Annotated in this window: 19 protein-coding genes; 8 read left to right on the top strand and 11 right to left on the bottom strand. The window is 70.3% G+C overall.

Going from position 1 to position 18,564, the window contains the following annotated elements:
* Window positions 1–12 precede the first annotated feature (12 nt).
* On the top strand, window positions 13–378 hold the full coding sequence (locus ACLBKU_RS04235) for a hypothetical protein (protein WP_410178283.1): 366 nt from the start codon (window positions 13–15) through the stop codon (window positions 376–378).
* 38 nt (window positions 379–416) lie between these two features.
* On the opposite strand, the gene ACLBKU_RS04230 is transcribed toward ACLBKU_RS04235, so the two are convergent.
* The 6 genes from ACLBKU_RS04230 to ACLBKU_RS04205 all read right to left on the bottom strand — a co-directional run bounded on the left by ACLBKU_RS04230 (window position 417) and on the right by ACLBKU_RS04205 (window position 5,770).
* Entirely contained in the window at window positions 417–1,295 is an 879-nt protein-coding gene (locus tag ACLBKU_RS04230; RefSeq protein WP_410178282.1) for an alpha/beta fold hydrolase, read from the bottom strand.
* 58 nt (window positions 1,296–1,353) lie between these two features.
* Window positions 1,354–2,889: a lipopolysaccharide biosynthesis protein gene (locus ACLBKU_RS04225; RefSeq protein ID WP_410178281.1), complete on the bottom strand. Its 1,536-nt coding sequence runs from the start codon at window positions 2,887–2,889 to the stop codon at window positions 1,354–1,356.
* Complete coding sequence (locus ACLBKU_RS04220) at window positions 2,882–3,952, bottom strand: GNAT family N-acetyltransferase (protein ID WP_410178280.1); 1,071 nt, start codon at window positions 3,950–3,952, stop codon at window positions 2,882–2,884. Before ACLBKU_RS04220 ends, ACLBKU_RS04225 begins: the two co-directional genes overlap by 8 nt.
* 132 nt (window positions 3,953–4,084) lie before the next feature.
* Window positions 4,085–4,453, bottom strand: coding sequence for a cupin domain-containing protein (locus tag ACLBKU_RS04215; RefSeq protein WP_410178279.1), 369 nt, complete (start codon window positions 4,451–4,453; stop codon window positions 4,085–4,087).
* The gene (locus ACLBKU_RS04210) at window positions 4,453–5,565 is read right to left on the bottom strand and encodes an S-(hydroxymethyl)glutathione dehydrogenase/class III alcohol dehydrogenase (protein ID WP_410178278.1); all 1,113 of its coding nucleotides are present in this window, start codon (window positions 5,563–5,565) and stop codon (window positions 4,453–4,455) included. The genes ACLBKU_RS04215 and ACLBKU_RS04210 overlap by 1 nt, the downstream gene beginning before the upstream one ends.
* Window positions 5,566–5,584: 19 nt before the next feature.
* Window positions 5,585–5,770, bottom strand: a complete 186-nt coding sequence (locus tag ACLBKU_RS04205; protein ID WP_410178277.1) for a DUF5522 domain-containing protein — start codon at window positions 5,768–5,770, stop codon at window positions 5,585–5,587.
* Between the two features lie 135 nt (window positions 5,771–5,905).
* On the opposite strand from ACLBKU_RS04205, the gene ACLBKU_RS04200 reads away from it, so the two are divergent.
* On the top strand, window positions 5,906–8,347 hold the full coding sequence (locus tag ACLBKU_RS04200) for a M1 family metallopeptidase (protein WP_410178276.1): 2,442 nt from the start codon (window positions 5,906–5,908) through the stop codon (window positions 8,345–8,347).
* Complete coding sequence (locus tag ACLBKU_RS04195; protein ID WP_410178275.1) at window positions 8,347–8,856, top strand: DUF6702 family protein; 510 nt, start codon at window positions 8,347–8,349, stop codon at window positions 8,854–8,856. The genes ACLBKU_RS04200 and ACLBKU_RS04195 overlap by 1 nt, the downstream gene beginning before the upstream one ends.
* Here ACLBKU_RS04195 and ACLBKU_RS04190 read toward each other — a convergent pair.
* Window positions 8,853–11,024, bottom strand: a complete 2,172-nt coding sequence (locus ACLBKU_RS04190; protein WP_410178274.1) for a putative bifunctional diguanylate cyclase/phosphodiesterase — start codon at window positions 11,022–11,024, stop codon at window positions 8,853–8,855. The two genes, ACLBKU_RS04195 and ACLBKU_RS04190, sit on opposite strands and share 4 nt — an antisense overlap.
* A 349-nt stretch (window positions 11,025–11,373) precedes the next feature.
* Between ACLBKU_RS04190 and gntA the strand changes: the two genes are divergently transcribed.
* Complete coding sequence (gntA, locus tag ACLBKU_RS04185; protein WP_410178273.1) at window positions 11,374–12,132, top strand: guanitoxin biosynthesis heme-dependent pre-guanitoxin N-hydroxylase GntA; 759 nt, start codon at window positions 11,374–11,376, stop codon at window positions 12,130–12,132.
* Window positions 12,129–12,719 (top strand): DUF1989 domain-containing protein, encoded by a 591-nt coding sequence (locus ACLBKU_RS04180; protein ID WP_410178272.1) that lies wholly within the window; start codon window positions 12,129–12,131, stop codon window positions 12,717–12,719. The genes gntA and ACLBKU_RS04180 overlap by 4 nt, the downstream gene beginning before the upstream one ends.
* A 46-nt stretch (window positions 12,720–12,765) precedes the next feature.
* Here ACLBKU_RS04180 and ACLBKU_RS04175 read toward each other — a convergent pair whose 3' ends face one another.
* Genes ACLBKU_RS04175 through ACLBKU_RS04165 form a run of 3 tightly spaced genes read right to left on the bottom strand, consistent with a single transcriptional unit; the run spans window position 12,766 to window position 14,794 of the window.
* Entirely contained in the window at window positions 12,766–13,773 is a 1,008-nt protein-coding gene (locus ACLBKU_RS04175; RefSeq protein WP_410178271.1) for a DUF3618 domain-containing protein, read from the bottom strand.
* Complete coding sequence (locus ACLBKU_RS04170; protein WP_410178270.1) at window positions 13,770–14,228, bottom strand: phage holin family protein; 459 nt, start codon at window positions 14,226–14,228, stop codon at window positions 13,770–13,772. Before ACLBKU_RS04170 ends, ACLBKU_RS04175 begins: the two co-directional genes overlap by 4 nt.
* Window positions 14,225–14,794, bottom strand: coding sequence for a hypothetical protein (locus tag ACLBKU_RS04165; protein ID WP_410178269.1), 570 nt, complete (start codon window positions 14,792–14,794; stop codon window positions 14,225–14,227). Before ACLBKU_RS04165 ends, ACLBKU_RS04170 begins: the two co-directional genes overlap by 4 nt.
* Before the next feature lie 247 nt (window positions 14,795–15,041).
* Between ACLBKU_RS04165 and ACLBKU_RS04160 the strand changes: the two genes are divergently transcribed.
* Window positions 15,042–15,416 carry an STAS/SEC14 domain-containing protein gene (locus ACLBKU_RS04160; RefSeq protein ID WP_410178268.1) on the top strand — a complete coding sequence of 125 codons (375 nt, stop codon included), beginning with the start codon at window positions 15,042–15,044 and terminating at the stop codon, window positions 15,414–15,416.
* Between the two features lie 35 nt (window positions 15,417–15,451).
* Window positions 15,452–16,630: a L,D-transpeptidase gene (locus ACLBKU_RS04155; protein WP_410178267.1), complete on the top strand. Its 1,179-nt coding sequence runs from the start codon at window positions 15,452–15,454 to the stop codon at window positions 16,628–16,630.
* A 28-nt stretch (window positions 16,631–16,658) separates the two neighbouring features.
* Here the strand turns inward: ACLBKU_RS04155 and ACLBKU_RS04150 are convergent, their stop codons facing one another.
* Entirely contained in the window at window positions 16,659–17,582 is a 924-nt protein-coding gene (locus tag ACLBKU_RS04150) for an NAD-dependent epimerase/dehydratase family protein (protein ID WP_410178266.1), read from the bottom strand.
* 75 nt (window positions 17,583–17,657) lie between these two features.
* On the opposite strand from ACLBKU_RS04150, the gene ACLBKU_RS04145 reads away from it, so the two are divergent.
* Window positions 17,658–18,563 carry a LysR substrate-binding domain-containing protein gene (locus tag ACLBKU_RS04145; RefSeq protein ID WP_410178265.1) on the top strand — a complete coding sequence of 302 codons (906 nt, stop codon included), beginning with the start codon at window positions 17,658–17,660 and terminating at the stop codon, window positions 18,561–18,563.
* Window position 18,564 lies beyond the last annotated feature (1 nt).

The following is an 18,564-nucleotide window of genomic DNA, read 5'->3' as shown; positions in this document are numbered from 1 at the left end:
GGGGGCCGCGCGATGCAGATGCTCAGCCGCAATCCCGCCGCCGCCTATCGCCGCGTCGCGCTCGAGGCGCGGATCGAGGCCTCGGGCGGGGCAGACCTCACCCGCATCTGTCTCGAGGAAGCCTGGGCCGCGCTAGGCCAGGTCCAGGCCGCGCTTGACCGCTCTTCGCCCCCGCCCAGCGAGCCCCTGACCCGGGCCCAGACGATCCTCCTGTGGCTCGCCCAGTCGGTCGCCCCGGAGCACCCGCTGCGCCCCAGCCTCGTCGCCTTCTATGGCGGGTTGGCGAGCCAGATCGGGGCGCAAATCCTACACGCCGACGCCGCGGTGCTCGAGCAGATTCGCAGCGATATCAGAGACCTGCTTGAAGCGGCGGGCTAGATGCGGGGAATGTTTCACGTGAAACATTGCTGTCCCGCTCACCCGTTCCCCATGAATTCCGCGATGATCCGCGCCGCATCGGCCGGGTCCTGGAAGGGGTGGAAGTGGGTCATGTCGGGCCGGTAGAGGTCCGTGGCGCGCGGGAGGACCTTCGCCAGCTCGGGCCAGGTCGGCGAGCTCTTGAAATCGTTGAGGGTCGTGTGCAGCGCGCGGACCACCAGCACCGGGATCTCGACCCGTTTCGCCGCCTCGAGGATGCCCCCGTTGCTGCGGCTCGAGGCATAGACGCTCGCCTCGTCCTCGGGCGAACAGGCGAGCTCCATGCCCTCGCCCGAGGGGGCCGGGACGAGGCCGTGGCGGCAGTAGTCCTCGAACACGCGGGGGTCGAAGAGGTTGTAGGGATCGCGCTCGCGGAATCTCTCGATCATCGCCTCGGGCGAGGCGAAATCGCGCTTGCGGCGGGCGGCGGGGTGGGGGTTCTCGGCGGTGTAGAGCGGCTCGCCGGGGGCGTAGAACGCGGGGGCGAGGATTACCGGGTCGAACAGCACGAGGCGGGCAAACCTTCCTGCATTGTCGGCAGCGACCTGGAGAAGCGTGTGCGCCCCCATCGAGTGCCCGATGCCGACCGCCCCCGCGATGCCCTCGGCGGCGAGGAATTCCGCGACGTCGCTCGCCAGCACCCGCCAGTCGTGGATCGGCCCCCCGCCCGAGCGTCCGTGCCCGCGCAGGTCGAGCGCGTGGACCGGGTGCGCGGGAAAGCGCTCGGCGATCGCGTCCCACACCCGCCCGTGAAAGCCCGTCGCGTGGGCGAAGACGAGCGGCGCCGCATCGCCCTCGGCAGCCCAGTGGTGCGCGGCGATGGTCGTGCCGCCGATCGCGTGGAGGCGGGTTTCCGGAGCGGGTCGGGCGGTGGTCATGGCGGCGAGGAACCGCATCGCCGCCCCCAAGTCAATCGCGCGCTTTTGTCAGGGCCTGCTACTCCGCCGGGGCGGGTTCGGCGTCGTCGTCGCGGTGGCGGATGAAGTGCAGCGCCTCGGCGATCCGCTCGGGCGCGATCAGCTGGAGCCCGCCGAGATAGAGCGCCACGCCGAGCGGCACGGTGAGGGCGAGCACCACCAGCGGCAGCAGCCCGGGCGGAAGCAGAAGCACCACCATCCGCACAAGCGCCGCCATCGCCAGCGCGGCGCCGAGCGGCGGCAGCACCGCGCGCGCGAGGGCGCCGAGCCGCAGCCCGACGATCCCGCCCGACAGCACGACCGTCGCGCTCGTCAGCACCGCCATCCCGCCGACCCATCCCCAGGCGAAGCCGGGCAGCCCCCAGTGCGAGCCGATGAAGAAGGCCCCGGTCATCACCACGCTGCCGATCATCGTGATCCTCAGCGCCGCGAAGGGCACCCCGCGGGCGTTGGTGGCGGGGGCGAAGAGGATCTGGAGCGTCATCATCGCCATCGCCGTCGCCATGATCGGCAGCAGCGGCACGATCTCGTGCCATTGCTCCCCGAGCACCACCGGCACCAGCGCCGGGGCGACCGCGGCCATCCCGGCATAGGCGGGCAGCGCGACCATCATGACGAGGCGGATCGTGGCCAGCAGCGCCTTCGCCGCGCCGTCGTTGCCGAGGCCCCCGCCCTGACCATGTTCCTGCGCGCGCGAATAGGCGGCGAAGGCGACCTCGTTGATCGGCGGCACGAACTTCGCCGCGAGCAGCTGGGCGAGAAACAGCCCGGTGGTGTAGACCCCGAGCTCGTGCGGATCGAGCACGCGCCCCGCGATCATCACGTCGGACTGGCTCTGGACGAACCAGAACAGCTGGGTGGCGGTCATCACCCCGCCGAACCCGGCGATGTGGCCCGCGCCCTTGAAGCGGAAGCTCGGGCGGATCGGGGCGCGGGCGGCCCAGGTCATGCCCGCCGCCTCGGTGACGAACATCACCAGCGGCGCGAAGACGAGGGTCCACACCCCCCACCCGGAGAGCGCGCCGGTGAGCGCCGTCACCGCTCCGGCAATCGCCGAGAAGAGCTTGACCTGCGCGGGGCTGCGGAAGTCCATCCGCCGCGAGAGGATTGCATAGGGCAGCGCGCTGAACGGCACGGTGAGGTAGATCAGCGACTGCACCCTGAGGAGGTCGGCGACCAGCGGCTGTTCGAACCACAGCGCGACCAGCGGGGCGGTGAGGAACTGGATGACGCTAAGGCCGCCATTGAGCAGGATCAGCATGCCGAGCGCCTGCCGCAGCCGCTCCTCGCTGACCTCGGGCTCGCGGATCAGCGCGCTGGCGAGGCCCCAGCCGTTCATCGTGTTGAGCAGCATCAGCATGACCTGCGCCATCGCGAAGAGGCCGTAATCCTGCGGCGCGAGCAGGCGGATGACGATCAGGGTCGAGGCCCAGGAGACGAGCTGCGTGCCGATCTGGCTGCCCGAGCGCCAGATCACCGCGGTGCGCACCTGCGACGCGAGCGAGGGCTGCGGCGCCCCGGTCACCGAGGCATCCTGGAGCGGGCCCTCACTCATGGCCCGGCACCTCTATTGCCCAGTCTTTGCCCGGCGCGAGCGGCCGGCCCCAGACGCGCTCCATCAGCCGCGCCGCCGCGGCGTGGCGCACGAACATCAGGTCGACGAGATCGTAGCCCGCCACCGCGCCCATCGCGCGCTTGTAGCCGCTGTCGCCCGCGCCGAGATCGAGCACCCGCTGGCCGTCGGCGATCGCGTCGGCAAGGGTGCGGTGATTGACGAGCTTGCCGATCTCGTAGCGGGCAAGGTCGCTCGCGTAGCTTCCGGCGATGCCGTATTGCACCGGGCCGTCGTCGAGGTCGAAGCAGAAGGCGACCGCGCGGCCGTCGAGCCTGAGGATGGTCGCGCAGAGCATCTCGGCCAGCACCGGGTCGGCAAGCACCCCGCGCCACCGGGCGCGCTGGGGCGGGGTCATGAACTTGGCGGCGCGCCCGTTGGTCCGGGTGGCGATCCAGCTCGCCGCCTCGATCGCGCCGAGCTCCGCGAGGACGGCATCGTTCCAGCCGCTTCCGCGAACGATGTCCCAGCTGACCGCACCGGTGCGGGCGAGGCGGCGCTCGATCCGGGCGAGGCGCCGGGTGGTCGAGGGGCGCGGCCAGCCCCCGGCGCGGGCGGCGTGGCAGTCGATCACGAAGGCGGTTCCGGCGGGCCGGGCGAGGACGCTCCATCCGGCGAGCCGGGCGGCGTCCGCGAGCAGCGCGGTCGCCGGATCGTCGCGGCGCGCGGGTCCGAGACGCCATGCCGGGCCGAGCATCCGGGCAGCCGGGTGCTCGAGCGCCTGCGCGAGCTCGAGGGTGTCGCAATCGGCGGCGAGGGGGACGGCGCGCAGCGGCCAATAGGCCCCCGGCACCTGCCGCGCGCCGGTGAGCGCGGGGCCGAGCGGCACGGTCGGGATCGCCGCGATCGGCGCGCCCGCGCTGCCGCGCCGCATCACCAGGGTGCGCGCGCCTGCGGGGCTGCCCGCGCCATACCAGGCCGCGCGCAGGAACCCGAGGCGCGCAGGGTTGCACGCCGCCAGCGCGTCGAGCTCGGGCGCGAAGCCCGCCACCGCAACGACGGTCACGGGATCGGCTGCAATCCTGCTTGCGTACATTCCTCACCTGCCGGTCCCGGGGGAGGGACCTCTGTCGCTGTCCGCCTTACGCCCGGGGCGTAACCACCCGGTTAACCACTGCCCGCGACAAGCGCCCGCGGCTCAGATCTCGAGCGGGGTGAAGGCGCTCTGCGGGTCGCCGGTGTTGGGGGTGTCGGCGGGGTCGATGACGAGCACCTTGACCTCGCCCTCCGGCACGCGCGGGAAGTGCTCCACCCCGGCGGGCACGATAATCATCTCGCCCGGGCCGAGCACCTCGGTGCGGTCGCGGAAGGTCATGTGGAGGTGGCCCTCGAGCACGAGGAACAGCTCGTCGGTCTCGGGGTGCGCATGCCAGCGGAAGTCGCCCGCGGCCTTGACCAGCCGGATCTCGTTGCCGTTGTAGCGCCCGGCGATGCGCGGCGCCCAATGGTCGGAGAACAGCGCGAGCTTCTCGGCGAGGTTGACCTTGGCGGGGCTCGGCGCGGTCATCAGAACACCACGACCGAGCGGATCGACTTGCCTTCGTGCATCAGGTCGAAGGCGGTGTTGATCTCCTCGAGCCCCATCACGTGGGTGATCATCGGGTCGATCTGGATCTTGCCGGTCATGTACATGTCGACGATCTTCGGCACGTCGGTGCGGCCCTTGGCGCCGCCGAACGCGGTGCCGCGCCAGTTGCGGCCCGTCACCAGCTGGAACGGGCGGGTGGCGATTTCCTTGCCGGCTTCGGCGACCCCGATGATGACGCTCGTGCCCCAGCCGCGGTGGCAGGCCTCGAGCGCGGTGCGCATCACCTCGGTGTTGCCCGTCGCGTCGAAGGTGTAGTCCGCGCCGCCGTCGGTGAGTTCCACCACTTTCGCCACGATCTCCTCGCGGCTCATGCCCGACGAGTTGAGGAAGTGGGTCATGCCGAAACGCTTGCCCCATTCCTCGCGCGCCGGGTTGATGTCGACCCCGACGATCAGGTTGGCGCCCGCCAGCCGCGCGCCCTGGATGACGTTGAGGCCGATGCCCCCCAGCCCGAACACCACGACATTGTCGCCGACCTGCACCTTGGCGGTGTTGGTCACCGCGCCGACGCCGGTGGTGACGCCGCAGCCGATGTAGCAGGCGCTCTGGAACGGCGCGTCCTCGCGGATCTTGGCCACCGCGATCTCGGGCAGGACCGTGAAGTTCGAGAAGGTCGAGCAGCCCATGTAGTGATAGATCGACTGGCCCTTGTAGCTGAAGCGCGTGGTGCCGTCGGGCATCAGCCCCTTGCCCTGCGTCGCGCGGATCGCGGTGCACAGGTTGGTCTTGCCCGAGAGGCAGCTTTTGCACTGGCGGCATTCGGGGGTGTAGAGCGGAATGACGTGATCGCCCGGCTTCACGCTCGTCACCCCCGCGCCGACCTCGCGCACGATCCCGGCGCCCTCGTGGCCGAGCACGCTCGGGAAGATGCCTTCGGAGTCGAAGCCGTCGAGGGTGTAGGCGTCGGTGTGGCAGATGCCGGTCGCCATGATCTCGACCAGCACCTCGCCGGCCTTGGGACCCTCGAGGTCGAGCTCGACGATCTCGAGCGGCTGCTTGGCGGCGAAGGCGACGGCGGCGCGGGTCTTCATAGCATGAGGTCTCCGAAGCTCAGGAGCGGCGGGTTACGGCCTCGTGACCGTAAGGGCAATGGCGACAGCCCGAGCCGCAGCACTTCCCCCGTGCGAAGTGCGCGACCCGCGTGAACACGTCGAAGCCGGTCTCGGGATCGCAATAGGTCGCCTCACCGCGCGCGCAGGCGGCTTCGTGCAGGGCGTGCCAGGCGGGCTCGGTCATGGGAGTTGCCCTACCCCCGATGTGATCCATTTGCCATGCGTGAAACAAAATGCCTCGCTTGCGCATTAAACCCCCCTTGCGTGGACCCTGCTTTTGCGCTGTCAAGCTCGCCTGCCGTCAATTCGGAGACCCCCCTTGCGTCGTTTCGTGCTGTTCGTCGCCGCCCTCTTCGCCATCGCCGCGCCTGCCCAAGGCCAGGGGGTCCAGCAGACCAAGGGCGCCTTCGAGGACAAGTTCCGGCAGCTCGACGAGGTGCTGCCTACCCCCAATACCTATCGCAACGCGAGCGGTGCGCCGGGGCACGAATACTGGCAGCAGAAGGTCGACTACAAGATCACCGCGAGCCTCGACGAGGCGAAGCGCCGCATCACCGCGCGCGCGACGGTGCGCTACACCAACAACTCGCCCGATGCGCTGCCGTGGCTGTGGATGCAGCTCGACCAGAACATCTTCAAGCGCGATTCGATGGCCGAGCTCACCGACGTCTTCGGCGGCCCCGGCCGGCGCGGGCCCAAGGTCACGCTCGGCTCGGGCAGCGAGCCCACCAAGCTGTCGATGGAGGAGCTGCGCCGCCAGCAGGCGATGGCCGACAACGACTACGGCTACGACATCGCCGCGGTGACGAGCCTCGCGGGCGCGAAGCTGCCGCACACCATCGTCGGCACGCTCATGCGCATCGACCTGCCCGAGCCGCTCGCCCCGGGCGCGACCACTGAGTTCGCGATCGAATGGGCCTTCAACATCGTCGAGGAGGACGCGGTCAGCGCGCGCTCGGGATACGAGCACTTTCCCGACGATCCGCGGAAGGGCGGCAACGACATCTTCCTGCTCGCCCAGTGGTTTCCGCGCATGGTGGTCTATTCGGACTACGAGGGCTGGCACAACAAGGAGTTCCTCGGGCGGGGCGAGTTCACGCTCGAATTCGGCGACTACGAGGTCGAGATGACCGTGCCGAGCGATCACATCGTCGCGGCGACCGGCACGCTCCAGAACCCGGACGCGGTCCTGACCGCCGCGCAGCGCCAGCGGCTCGAAACCGCGAAGAACGCCGCCGCTCCCGTCTTCGTCGTCACCCCGCAGGAGGCCGCCGCTGCCGAGGCGGGCAATCCGAAGGGCACCAAGACCTGGAAGTTCGCCGCGACCAACGTGCGCGACTTCGCCTGGGCCTCGAGCCGCAAGTTCATGTGGGACGCGCAAGGCGTGAAGCAGCCCGGCGCCGAGCACGAAACCGTCATGGCGATGAGCTTCTGGCCCAAGGAGGGCGGGGAGCTGTGGCGCAAGTATTCGACCGCCGCGGTAGTCCACACGCTCAAGGTCTATTCGCGCTTCAGCTTCGACTATCCCTATCCCACCGCGCAGTCCGTCAACGGGCCGGTCGGCGGGATGGAATACCCGATGATCACCTTCAACGGCCCGCGCACCACACTCAACAAGGACGGGACGCGCACCTATTCGCTGGCCGAGAAGATGTTCCTTGTCGGCGTGGTGATCCACGAGGTCGGGCACATCTACTTTCCGATGACCGTGAACTCCGACGAGCGCCAGTGGACCTGGATGGACGAGGGGCTGAACTCGTTCCTCGATTCGGTCGCGGGTTACGAGTGGGACCCGAACATGCCGTGGACCCGCAGCATCCCGCGCGATCTCGTCAGCTACATGGTCTCCTCCGACCAGCAGCCGATCATGACCCAGTCGGATTCGATCACGAACCTCGGCTCCAACGCCTATGGCAAGCCTTCGGCGGCGCTCCACCTGCTGCGCGACACGATCATCGGGCGTGAACGCTTCGATTTCGCGCTGAAGGAATATGCCCGCCGCTGGAAGTTCAAGCGGCCGACGCCTGCCGACTTCTTCCGCACCATGGAAGAGGCGAGCGGCACCGATCTCGACTGGTTCTGGCGCGGCTGGTTCTACACCACCGACCATGTCGATATCAGCCTCGATTCGATCTACCGCCTGAAGATCGACACCAGGAACCCCGACATCGACCTTGCCCGCCGCCGCCAGGAGCGCGCCGACGAGCCGACGCCCGTCGGCATCGGCCTCAACCAGCAGCAGGGCCTGCCGATCTGGGTGCTCGAGAACCCCGGCGTCACCGACTTCTACGACAAGAACGACGAGTTCACCGTCACGCCCAAGGACCGCAAGGGCTACGCCGACTTCCTCGAGGGGCTCCAGCCCTGGGAGCGGCAGGCCTTCGAGCGCGCGGTGAAGGAGGATGCGAACTACTACGTCCTCAACTTCACCAACCGGGGCGGGCTCGTGATGCCGATCATCCTCGGCCTCACCTTCAAGGACGGCAAGACCGAGAAGCTGACGATCCCGGCCGAGATCTGGCGGCGCAACGCCAAGGAGGTCGCCAAGCTGCTCGTCTATCCCAAGGGCAAGGAGCTGGTGCAGGTGGTCGTCGATCCCGACTGGGAGACCGGCGATGCCGACCAAGAGAACAACCACTACCCGCGCCGCATCATCCCAAGCCGCGTCGAAGCCTTCAAGGACGAGGCGTCGAAGGCCCGCGTCAACCGCGACCTGATGGGCGAGGCCGCCGGGGCCGAGCCCGACAAGAAGCGCAAGTGATGCTGCGCCGCTGGCTCGTCCTGCTCGCGCTGGTGCTCGCCCCGCTCGCCGGGGCGCTCACCGCGCGCGCGCACCAGCAGAAGATCGCGATCAGCACGGTCGCGCTCAATCCGCGCACCGGGATGATCGAGCTTGCCCACCAGGTGCCGGTCCACGATGCCGAGCACGCGCTCGCCGCGCAGGGGGTGAAGACCCCCGACATCATCGGCAGCGCCAAGAGCCGCGAGGCCTTCGCCGCCTATGTCACCCGGCGCTTCCTTATCGAGATCGACGGCCAGCCTGCCACGCCCGCCTATGTCGGCAGCGAGATCACCCGCGGGAGCCTGTGGGTCTACCAGGAGGTCCCCGCACCGGCGGCGGGACGGGCGGTGGTGCGGGTCAATTCGCAGATCCTCACCGATGTCTGGGCGCGGCAGGAGAACCGCGTCAACATCGGCGGCGGCACCGCGCCCGTGACCTTCATCTTCCGGCTCGGCGACGACCCGCGCGAGGCCCCGCTCGCGCCCTAGGCCCGGCGGCGGCGCGGGGTCTGGACGGCCGCGAAGCGCGTCTGGAGGTCCGCGAGCAGCATCGGCCGACCGTAGCGATAGCCCTGCACGTGGCGGCAGCCGACCGCGCGCAGGAAGGTCTCCTGCTCCTCGGTCTCGACCCCCTCGACCACGACCCTGAGGCCGAGCGAGTGGCCCATCTGCACGATCGCCTGGATGATCAGCCGCGACTGGTGGTCCTCGCCGATCCCGGCGATGAAGTCGCGGTCGATCTTGACCTTGCTGATCGGGAAGGCGCGCAGGTGCGTGAGCGAGGAGAAGCCCGTCCCGAAGTCGTCGAGGCAGATCGTAAAGCCGCACTGGTCGAGCATCGCCAGCGAGGCGTGCAGGTGGCCGCTCGCGTCGAGCAGCATCGTCTCGGTCACCTCGATGGTGATGTTGGCGGGCGAGAGCGGGCTGTCGTCGATCACGTCGATGAGATGCCGGACGAAATCGCCGCGCCGCAAGTCCGCGTCCGAGAGGTTGATCCCGATCCGCGTCTCCGGCCCGAACAGCGCGAGGATCGCCGGTCCGTCGCGCACCACCTGGTCGAGCATCACCCGTGACACCCGGCGCGACAGCTCGGGATCGAGCAGCGCCGCGAAGACCTCCGAGGCCTCGATCAGGCGGCCCTGCTCGTCGCGCAGCCGCAGCAGCGCCTCGACCGAGACGGTGCGGCCGGTGCCGAGTTCCATGATCGGCTGGTAGGCCGCCATCGCCCCGCGCCCGTCGAGCGCCGCGCGCAGCAGCACGATCGCGCGCTGGCGCTGGCATTGGCGGGCGTCGATCTGGCTGTCCCAGCACACCACGGTGCCGCGCCCGAGCTCCTTGCCGCGATACAGCGCAAGGTCGGCGCGGCGCATGATCTCCTCGCTGCTCGCGCTGGTGGTCATCCGCGCAAGCCCGCAGGTCGCGCCGATGCGGATATGCGTGGCGCCGAGCGGCGGCATCTCGGCGAGCTCGCCGAGCAGGTCCTCGAGGAAGGCGGTGACCTCGGCCAGCGCCATTGCGGGGGGGAACATCATCGCGAACTCGTCGCCGCCCCAGCGCGCGAGGAACACGCCGGGGGGGATACGGTGCTGGATCTGCGCGGAGATCGTCTCGAGCACGCGGTCGCCGACGAGGTGGCCGAGCGTGTCGTTGACCTCCTTGAAGCCGTCGAGGTCGAGCAGCGCGACCGTCACCGGCGCCTCCTCGACACGGCCCATCGCGCCCGCCAGCCGCCGGTCGAAGATCGCGCGGTTGTAGAGGCCGGTCAGCCGGTCGCGCTCGGCGGCGCGCTTCAGCGCAACGTTGCGCAGGTGCTCCTCGGTGCAGTCGAGCACGACGCCCGCGACCGAATCCGGCTTGCCGCCGACATCGACGCGCTCGCCGACCACCCGGATGCGGCGCGGCTCGCCGTCGGGGCGGTGGACGCTCGCCTCGAAGATGAAAGGCTTTCCCTCCGCGATCACCTTCTCCATCTGCGCGCGCACCATCGCGCGGTCCTCGGGCGCGTAGAGCGCGAGCGAATCCTCGATCCGCGGGGTATGGCTCGGCGACACCCCGTTGATCGCGTAGACCTGGTCCGACCAGTGCAGCTGGCGCGTCGCGAGGTCGAGCCGCCAGCTGCCGACATTGGCGGCGCGCTCGGCCTGGCGGAAGATCAGGCTCGATTGCCGCAGCGCGACGTTGGCGAGGCTCAGCGCGCGGGTGCGGGCGTGGAGCGTGATCGACTGCTCGGCCATCTCTGCGAGCATCGACAGCGGTGCGATGTGCTCGGGCCGGAAGGCGCCTTCCCGGTCCGAGATGCAGCACAGCGCACCGATCAGCAGGCCGTCGTCGCCGCGGATCGGGACGCCGAGATAGGAGCGGATGAAGGGCGCGTCGGTGACGAGGTCGTTCGCGGCGAAGCGCGGGTCCGCGCGCGCGTCCTCGACCAGCAGCGGCCCCTCGTCGAGGATGCATACCGCGCAGAAGGAATCCTCGATGCGCGTGCCCCCGAGCTCGGTGCCGGTGCGCCCGAGGAACCACTGGCGGTCGCCCTCGACCACCGAGAGCAGCGCGATCGGGCAGCCCAGCATGGTGCTCGCGAGCAGCGTGATGCGGGAAAACAGCTCACGATCCGCGATCGCCTCGAGATCGAGCTTGCGGATGGCATCGAGGCGCATTTCTTCCGTCACCCGCAAGGCCCTGCGCCCGCAGGTTTTAACAAAGCGTCTGCGACGAAGCGTGGAGAGCCGCAGGTCGTTCGGCGCCGGGTGAACGCTTGCAGCAATCTGCGCTGCCGCCCGCGATCCGAGCTTGTCGCAAGCACCTATCACCGCAGTCGTGGCACCGGTCAGCCCGCCCGCGCGGCGCGTTGGCGACCCAGGTTAGGGGGCGGCGCCCGGCGCCCACTTAGCGGAATATCCAAAGTCTTGTCGGCCCTGCCCGAGATCGTCTGGCGCCAGCGCGAAGTGTTCGCGGTGCGCGGGCGGTCGGCGGCGGTTCGATTGTGCAATTCTGGTGGACCACATCATGAACTTCATTCCCGCGTTTCGTCGCAATTGGCCCCTTTCCGATGAATTTCCGCTCGCTGGGGACATTCCTGCGCGCGACCCCGAGGCGTCCTGCCCGCGGCTTGGCGGGGCGCTGACGCGACTCGTCGAGGACCCGGAGTTTCCCTGCGTGGGCGCCAAGTCGGCCCTCGCGCAGGGCAATCTCGAGATCATGACCGCCGCATCGCTCGACAGCGACGCCGACGATGCGCGCATCCATCGCCGCCTCGTCGCGTGGAGCCGCGCGGCGAAGAGGCTCGCCGATGGGTTCCGCAGCCTCGTTGTCGTCTTCGCCGGTCCGGTGATGCTCGACGAGCGCGGGTTCGAGGCGCGGCTGTGGGAGCGGCTCGCCGCGCTGCGCGCGCTCGACCGGCGCCGCGGCTATGCCCAGGCAGCGGGCTTCAGCGCCGACCCGGCCGCGCCGGATTTCGCGCTGAGCTTCGGCGGCGAGGCCTATTTCGCGGTCGGTCTTCACCCCGGCGCCTCGCGCCGCGCGCGGCGGCTCCCCTATCCGGGGATCGTCTTCAACCTCCACAGTCAGTTCGCCGCCCTGCGCGCCGATGGCCGCTACGAGAAGATGCGCAGCGTGATCCTCGCCCGCGACGCGGCCTTTGCCGGTTCGGTCAACCCGATGGTCGCGCGCCACGGCGAGATCAGCGAGGCGCGCCAGTACAGCGGCCGCGCGGTCGGCGATGACTGGGTCTGCCCGATGGCGGCGAACCTGCGGGGCGACGCATGAGCGCGCGCATCGCGCCGCGCTCGGGGGTGGCGGTGCAGCTGGCGAAGGGCGACATCCTCACCGTGATCGACCCCGAGGGCGGACAGGTCAGCGACATGCTGGCGATCGCCGCCGAAGACCCGCGCGAGGTGCTCTCCAACGGACGCACCTTCGATTACGAGGAGACGTTGCGGCTGACGACGGGCGCGCGGCTGTGGTCGAACCGCTCGCGGGTGATGCTGACGATCCTCGAGGACCGCGCGCCGCAGCACGACTTCCTGCTGACGCCATGCTCGGTCGACACCTTCCGTCACTTCTACCCCGACAAGCCGCTCCACCGCGGCTGCTTCGGAAACCTCGCCGAGGCGCTCGCGCCCTACGGGCTGGAAGAGGACGCGATCCCCACCGCCTTCAACATCTTCATGAACGTCGCGGTCGGCGAGGGCGGAAAGATCGCCGTCCTGCCGCCGGGGACCGAGCCGGGGGACTTCGTGCGTTTTCGCGCGGAGATGGACCTGGTGGTGGGGCTCACCGCGTGCTCGGCCTACGCATCGAACGGGGGTAGCTTCAAGCCGATCGACTATTCGGTCGAGCGGCAGGGCGGGTGAGGGGGCGGAGCCGGGCGCTGCTGCGTCCGGACCCGCCCCTCATGGCTCAGACCTGCTGACCGACGCCGCTGCCCTGCCGGGCGGTGCTCATATCGCCAGTCTCCTGACCGCCCATGTCTTGGCCGCCCGACTGCTGCTGCCCGCTCGCGCCGACCTTGTCGTCGACCTTGGTGAGCAGCTCGTCCTTCTTCTGGCGCGCGGCCTCGCCGACCTTCTTCACCTGCGCGTTCGCCGCGCCGAGCGCCTGTTCGCCAAGGCCGCCGACATATTGCTCCTCGGTGCGCGTCGCCGGGAGCATCGCCCCGACAACCGCACCGATGAAGGCCGCGCCGAGCCCCATCAGCAGCGGGTTGTCGCCGTAGAAGTCCTGCACGTCGCTGGCCGCGCCGCGCGCGCGCTCGCGGGTGCCGCTCGCCACGCGCGAGGCGCCGCGCCCGGCCTTCGACCAGGCCTCGCCGGCCCTGGTCCAGCTGTCGCGCGCGGTCTGCGTCGCCGCGTCGAGGCGTTGGCGGAAGGCGGAGTGGTCCTCGTCGTGACCCTGCTCGATCATGAAATAGTTCGCGCGGGCAATGTCGCGGCGGCGTCGATAGGTCTCGTCGTCCTCGCCGCTCTCGGGTTGGCAGGCGGACATGTGCTCGACATAGCGCCGGTGATCGGGGTGCCAACCATCCGGTTTGCGGTTCCAGAAGCTGCCGCTGCTGCGCCCGGAGCTGCCCGAGGTGCTGCCGAAGCTCTCGATCTCGCTGTCGCTCCTGCCCGAGCCGCCGAGCCTGATCCCGAGCGCCGCGGGTCGCGCATCGGCGTCGCTGACGAGCCACAGCCCGCCGATCGCGATCATGCCGAGCGCGATCGGGTTGCGGCGCGCGTTGTCGAGGAAGAAGCGGGCATCGATCCCGCCGTCCTCGGCCTTGTCGAGCAGCGAGTTGAGGATGTTGCGCGCGTTCAACTCGCCGCCGATCTGCTCGACGGTGCGGCTCATCTCTTCCTGCGTCGCGCGGATGTCGCGCTCGATTTCCTCGGGGCTGCGCTGGTCGGTGGTGGTGGTGTCGGTCATTTGCGGACTCCGGAGTGGTGATGCAGGTCGCCCGTCGCGACCGCGGGGGTATCGGAAAGGGTCTCGATGCTGCGTTCGGGCTTGAGGTGCGCGGCGTCGACCTTCTTGCGACCGCCGAGGTAGAGCACGAAGGCGAGCAGCAGCGTGGCGATGCCGACGATGATCGTGCCGAGCGCGAGGTTGTCGATCGCGTCGCCGACGAGGTAGGCGATGCCCATCAGCAGCACGCCGAGCCCGGCGATCCCGACCACTGCGGCGCCGGCCATCGCGGCGACGGCGGCCTTCACGTCGTTGCCGGTCTCGCGGATCTCGGCCTGCATCAGGTTGACCTGCTCGCGGGCGAGGTGCGCGCCTTGCTGGGTCAGCCGGCCGAGAAGATCGACGATGTTGCGATCCTCGCCCGCGCCATCGGGACGCGGCCCGGGGGTGACAGGGGTGCGGGGCAGGTCGTTCACCGGATCGTCCCTCCCTCGGCGCCCCCATAGGCAGGGGCGAAGCCCGGGTCGGTGCCGGTGTCGGTCGGCATGATGTTCTCGTCGGCGGGCCAGGCGGGGGCACTGTCGAAGCTTTGCTGCGAGGGCTGGTAGGCCTGCTGCTGCCGGGCATTCGCGCCGCCCGCGTTGCGCTTGTGGTCGGCCCCGGCGCGCAGCACCCGCGCGGCGGCGAAGCCGGCGAGCGCCGCGACGGCGAGGAAGGTGCCCGGGTTCTCGCGGGCGAGGCGGTTCGCGTCGCGGGTCAGGTCGTCGACGCTGCGGCCCTGGAGATCGTTCGCGATCCGGTCGACCTGGCGGGCGACCTGCTGGAGGCCGTTCGCGAGCCACTCGGGCGCCTCGGGATCGTTCCTGAGCTCCTCGGCGGCCTTGCCGAGCGCGCCCGTCGCCGCGTTCGCCACGCCGAGCGCCGCGCCCTTGCGGGTCTCGGCCTCCTGCTTGGCGCGGTCCTTGAGGGTGCTGCCGAGATGCGCGGTGTCGTTGCCAAGTTCCTCGCGCAAGGTTCCGCCGGTTTCGGAATTCGTCGTCATGGGTGAATCTCCTGCCGTGTGCCGCAAGGCATAACGCGTCGCCCGGACGGGCGCGGGAGCTAAGCGGTCAAGCGAAGCGCAAGTCGGCTGAACAGCGCTCGGTTGATCCATGTTAGTGTCTGATTTTACATGGTATTTCGCAGGTGCAAAAGGCGTCGCGACCGCTACTCAACCATGTCGCCAGCCTGGGTTAGCGACGCCGCCGGCCTTGCTGCCGAAGGTGTGCGCCCGAGGAGAATGTGCCGCCATGAAAGTCGAGATGCTGCACCGCGAGGGTCTCACGATCCTCGCCTTCGCCTTCGATGCGACGCTCGATCACGCGCAGGTTATCGAGATGGCGCGGGTGGTCGAGAGCGCGATTGCCGAGGGCGACGCGCTGGCGCTGCTGCTCGATATGCGTGCGACCGAGCACATCTCGCCGGGCGCTGTCCTCTCGGCGGAGGGGGCGTGGACGAGCCTGCGTTCGATCGGGCCGGTGCGCCGCTATGCGGTGGTCGCCGCCCCGGCGATCGCGGCGGCTGGGGTCGAGGCCTTCGGCAAGCTCCTGCCGCTCGAATCCCGCGCCTTCGACGCCGCCGCAGTCGACGCGGCGCGCGCCTGGGTCGCCGCGACCCCTGCCTGACACCACCCCCCACGCTCACCCGCCAAGGAGCCTCGATGCGCCTGCCGATCCTGTCCGCCTGCCTTTCGCTGACGATCCTCTCCGGCTGCAACTTCCTCAAGGCCGACGGGGTCGAGGACGACCGGGCGGCGAGCGCCCCCGATCCGGAGGAGGGCGCCGACAGCATGGCCTCGCGCGACCCGGCGCCGGGCGAGGCGGTGGAGGAGCCCGTGCCCGACAGCGCGCCGCGCCCGGTGATGCAGGCGCAGGTGGTGCTCGACCGGCTGGGCTTCAGCGTCGGAGTGGTCGATGGCCGGGCGGGCGCGCGTTTCGTCCGGGCGCTCGAGGCCTTCCAGGAATCGCGCGGCCTCGCGGTGACGGGCGAGTTCGACGCCGAGACCCGGCAGGCGCTCTCCCGATGGAACGCGATCCCGGCGACCCGGGTCGTCACCATCCCCGTGGACTGGGTGCGGACGACCCTCGCCCCGCTCCCCGAGAAGCCTGCCGACCAGGCGAAGCTCGCCGAGCTGCACTACGAGAGCCTTGCGGAGAAGCTCGCCGAGCGGTTCCACACCACCCCCGAGGTGCTCGCCGCGCTCAACCCCGGCGGGCGGCCGGCGGGCGCTCCCGCGGCAGCCCCTGCCCCGGCCGAGACCGTGCCCACTTCGGCGCCTGCACCGGCACCGGCGGCGGTGTCGTTCCAGCCCGGCCAGACGATCCGCGTCCCCAATGTCGGGGCCGACCGCATCGACCCTGCCCGGGTCGACGACAGGGCATGGCGCGCGACCCTGCGGATGCTCGGCGTGGGCACCGATCAGCCCGAGGCCGCGCGCCTGGTGGTCGACGAGAGCGAGGGCTGGCTGCGCGCCTATGACGCCGACGACCGGCTGGTGGCGGCCTTCACCGTCTCGACCGGCTCGCAGCACGACCCGCTGCCGATCGGCGACTGGCGGGTGAAGGGCAAGGCCTACAACCCGACCTTCGTCTTCAACCCGGAACTGTTCTGGGACGTCGACGACAGCGAGGACAAGCAGCACCTGCCGTCGGGGCCGAACAGCCCGGTGGGGGTGGTGTGGATCGACCTCGACAAGGAGCATTACGGCATCCACGGCACGCCCGAGCCGGCGCTTGTCGGTCAGACCCAGAGCCACGGCTGCGTGCGGCTGACCAACTGGGACGCGGCACGGCTCGCGCAGATGGTCTCGGGGCGCACCGAGGTCGTTTTCCAGAAGTGACGCCGGGCCGCTCCGAGCTCGTCCCGACCTAGTCCCGGAACGAGGCGGTCGTCGCCGCCACGCCGGTCTCGAAGGGGGTTACGTCGCTCCAGAACCGCGCACGCCATTTGCTCGCGTCGACATGGTAGGGCCGGTCCCATTGGAAGCGCATTTCCTTGAGCTCGCGCAGGAACGGCACGAAGGGCGCGAGCAGGGCGAACAGCAGCGGCGGGATCGCGAACAGCCTGAGCTTCGTGCCCGCCGCCGCGGCGCCCATCGCGAGCAGCTCGCGCGAGGTGCGTGTCGGCGCGCAAGGCATGTGCCAGACCTGTCCGAAGGCATCGTCGCCTGCGTCGAGCAGGGTGACGATCGCGCGGCCGATGTCGGGGGTATAGGCGTAGTCGTGCGGCACGTCGGGCGAGAACACGAAGCTCGCCAGCTTGCCTTTCGCCACCGCGGCGAGCCCGGTCGCTCCGAGGTGCGAGAGCGTCACGCCCGGCCCGTAGAAGTCGGGCGCCCTCAGCGACGCGACACGCACCCGGCCCTGCTCCTGCCACAGGCGGCTCGCCGCTGCCCGCGCCGCGGGCTTGCGGCCGTGTGCGGTAAGCGGCATCGTCTCGACCAGCGGCGCGGTCTGGGGCCCGTACATGTAGAGGTTGTCGAGGAACACGAGCCGGGCGCCCGCCTCCTCGCAGGCGGCGAGCAGGTTGCGCATGGTGCGCGGCCACACCTCCTCCCAGACCCGGCCTTCGTAGGCGAAGCCGATGGTGAGCACCACCTGCGCGGCGCCCGCCACGGCCTCGCGCAGCTGCGCGAGGTCGAGCACGTCGCACGAAGTGAAGCCGACGCCGTCGGGCAGGTCCGCCGGCCGGCGCCGCTGCGCGACCCGCACCGGAGTGCCGCGGGCGTGCAGCCGCTCGACCGTTTCGCGCCCGCAGGGGCCGTAACCGATCACCAGGATGTCTGTCGTCATGTCGCTTCTCCTTCGATGACCCGGAGCATAGCGCAGGCTTGACCATGCGCCCAATGCAATGATCTAATGCCTGCCATGCTTGGGAAGCATCTTCGATCGATTGACCTCAACCTCCTGCCGGTGCTCGACGCGCTGCTGCGCCATCGCAACGCCACCCGCGCCGGACAGGAGGTGGGGCTGAGCCAGCCGGCGATGAGCCGCGCGCTGGGGCGGCTGCGTGAGCTTCTCGGCGATCCGTTGCTGGTCCGCGGAGCCGGCGGGGCGCTGCTGACGCCGCGCGCCGAAGCGCTGCGCCCGGCGCTCGCGGCGCTGCTGGGCGAGCTGCAAGGCCTGCTCGCCGAGCCCGCCTTCGATCCCGCCGCCGAGCGGCGCACCCTGCGCATCGCGATGACGGACGCACAGGCCGCGCTGATCCTCGCGCCGCTGGTGGCGCGCGTCGGCCGCGAGGCGCCCGGCGTGGTGATCGAGTGGGTGCCGATCGGCCCGGGGCTCCAAGGCAAGATGCTCGCCGGCGAGATCGACGTCACGCTGGCGCTCGATACCACGCCCCTGCCGCCCGGCGCGGCGTCGGCCCCGCTGGTCGAGGACCGGGTAGCGACGGTGGTGCGCGAGGGCCATCCCTGCGGCGGGCATTGGTCGCGGGAGGATTACGCGCGCTACCCCAGCGTGTTCATCTCGCTGCTCGGCGACCGCGCCTCCGACATGGACGCCGAGCTCGCCGCGTCCGGGATCGAGCGGCCGATCGCCGCGATCGTGCCGAGCTTCCGCGCCGCGGCCGAGATCGTCGCGGCGTCGGATGCGGTCACCACCATCTCGCGCGCCTTCGCCCGCACCCTGCCGCTGCCGCTCGCGCTGATCGAACCACCGCTCGCCAATGTGCGGCTCGGCGTGGTGATGGTGTGGGCGCGCTACCGCGGGGCGGACCCTCTGCTCGCCTGGCTGCGCGAGCGGATGGTGGAGGTCGCGGCGGCGAGCGCCTGAG

The organism is Erythrobacter sp. NE805 (assembly GCF_046452355.1).
Lineage (GTDB): Bacteria > Pseudomonadota > Alphaproteobacteria > Sphingomonadales > Sphingomonadaceae > Erythrobacter.
This window is presented reverse-complemented; position numbering and strand designations above follow the sequence as displayed.

Coding starts and splice junctions, on each gene's coding strand:
- ACLBKU_RS04180 (WP_410178272.1), top strand. CDS start 12,129: ATGAGCGCGCGCATCGCGCCGCGCTCGGGGGTGGCGGTGCAGCTGGCG.
- ACLBKU_RS04235 (WP_410178283.1), top strand. CDS start 13: ATGCAGATGCTCAGCCGCAATCCCGCCGCCGCCTATCGCCGCGTCGCG.
- ACLBKU_RS04155 (WP_410178267.1), top strand. CDS start 15,452: ATGCGCCTGCCGATCCTGTCCGCCTGCCTTTCGCTGACGATCCTCTCC.
- ACLBKU_RS04150 (WP_410178266.1), bottom strand. CDS start 17,582: ATGACGACAGACATCCTGGTGATCGGTTACGGCCCCTGCGGGCGCGAA.
- ACLBKU_RS04165 (WP_410178269.1), bottom strand. CDS start 14,794: ATGACGACGAATTCCGAAACCGGCGGAACCTTGCGCGAGGAACTTGGC.
- ACLBKU_RS04205 (WP_410178277.1), bottom strand. CDS start 5,770: ATGACCGAGCCCGCCTGGCACGCCCTGCACGAAGCCGCCTGCGCGCGC.
- ACLBKU_RS04175 (WP_410178271.1), bottom strand. CDS start 13,773: ATGACCGACACCACCACCACCGACCAGCGCAGCCCCGAGGAAATCGAG.
- ACLBKU_RS04215 (WP_410178279.1), bottom strand. CDS start 4,453: ATGACCGCGCCGAGCCCCGCCAAGGTCAACCTCGCCGAGAAGCTCGCG.
- ACLBKU_RS04190 (WP_410178274.1), bottom strand. CDS start 11,024: ATGCGCCTCGATGCCATCCGCAAGCTCGATCTCGAGGCGATCGCGGAT.
- gntA (WP_410178273.1), top strand. CDS start 11,374: ATGAACTTCATTCCCGCGTTTCGTCGCAATTGGCCCCTTTCCGATGAA.
- ACLBKU_RS04210 (WP_410178278.1), bottom strand. CDS start 5,565: ATGAAGACCCGCGCCGCCGTCGCCTTCGCCGCCAAGCAGCCGCTCGAG.
- ACLBKU_RS04230 (WP_410178282.1), bottom strand. CDS start 1,295: ATGACCACCGCCCGACCCGCTCCGGAAACCCGCCTCCACGCGATCGGC.
- ACLBKU_RS04225 (WP_410178281.1), bottom strand. CDS start 2,889: ATGAGTGAGGGCCCGCTCCAGGATGCCTCGGTGACCGGGGCGCCGCAG.
- ACLBKU_RS04195 (WP_410178275.1), top strand. CDS start 8,347: ATGCTGCGCCGCTGGCTCGTCCTGCTCGCGCTGGTGCTCGCCCCGCTC.
- ACLBKU_RS04145 (WP_410178265.1), top strand. CDS start 17,658: ATGCTTGGGAAGCATCTTCGATCGATTGACCTCAACCTCCTGCCGGTG.
- ACLBKU_RS04160 (WP_410178268.1), top strand. CDS start 15,042: ATGAAAGTCGAGATGCTGCACCGCGAGGGTCTCACGATCCTCGCCTTC.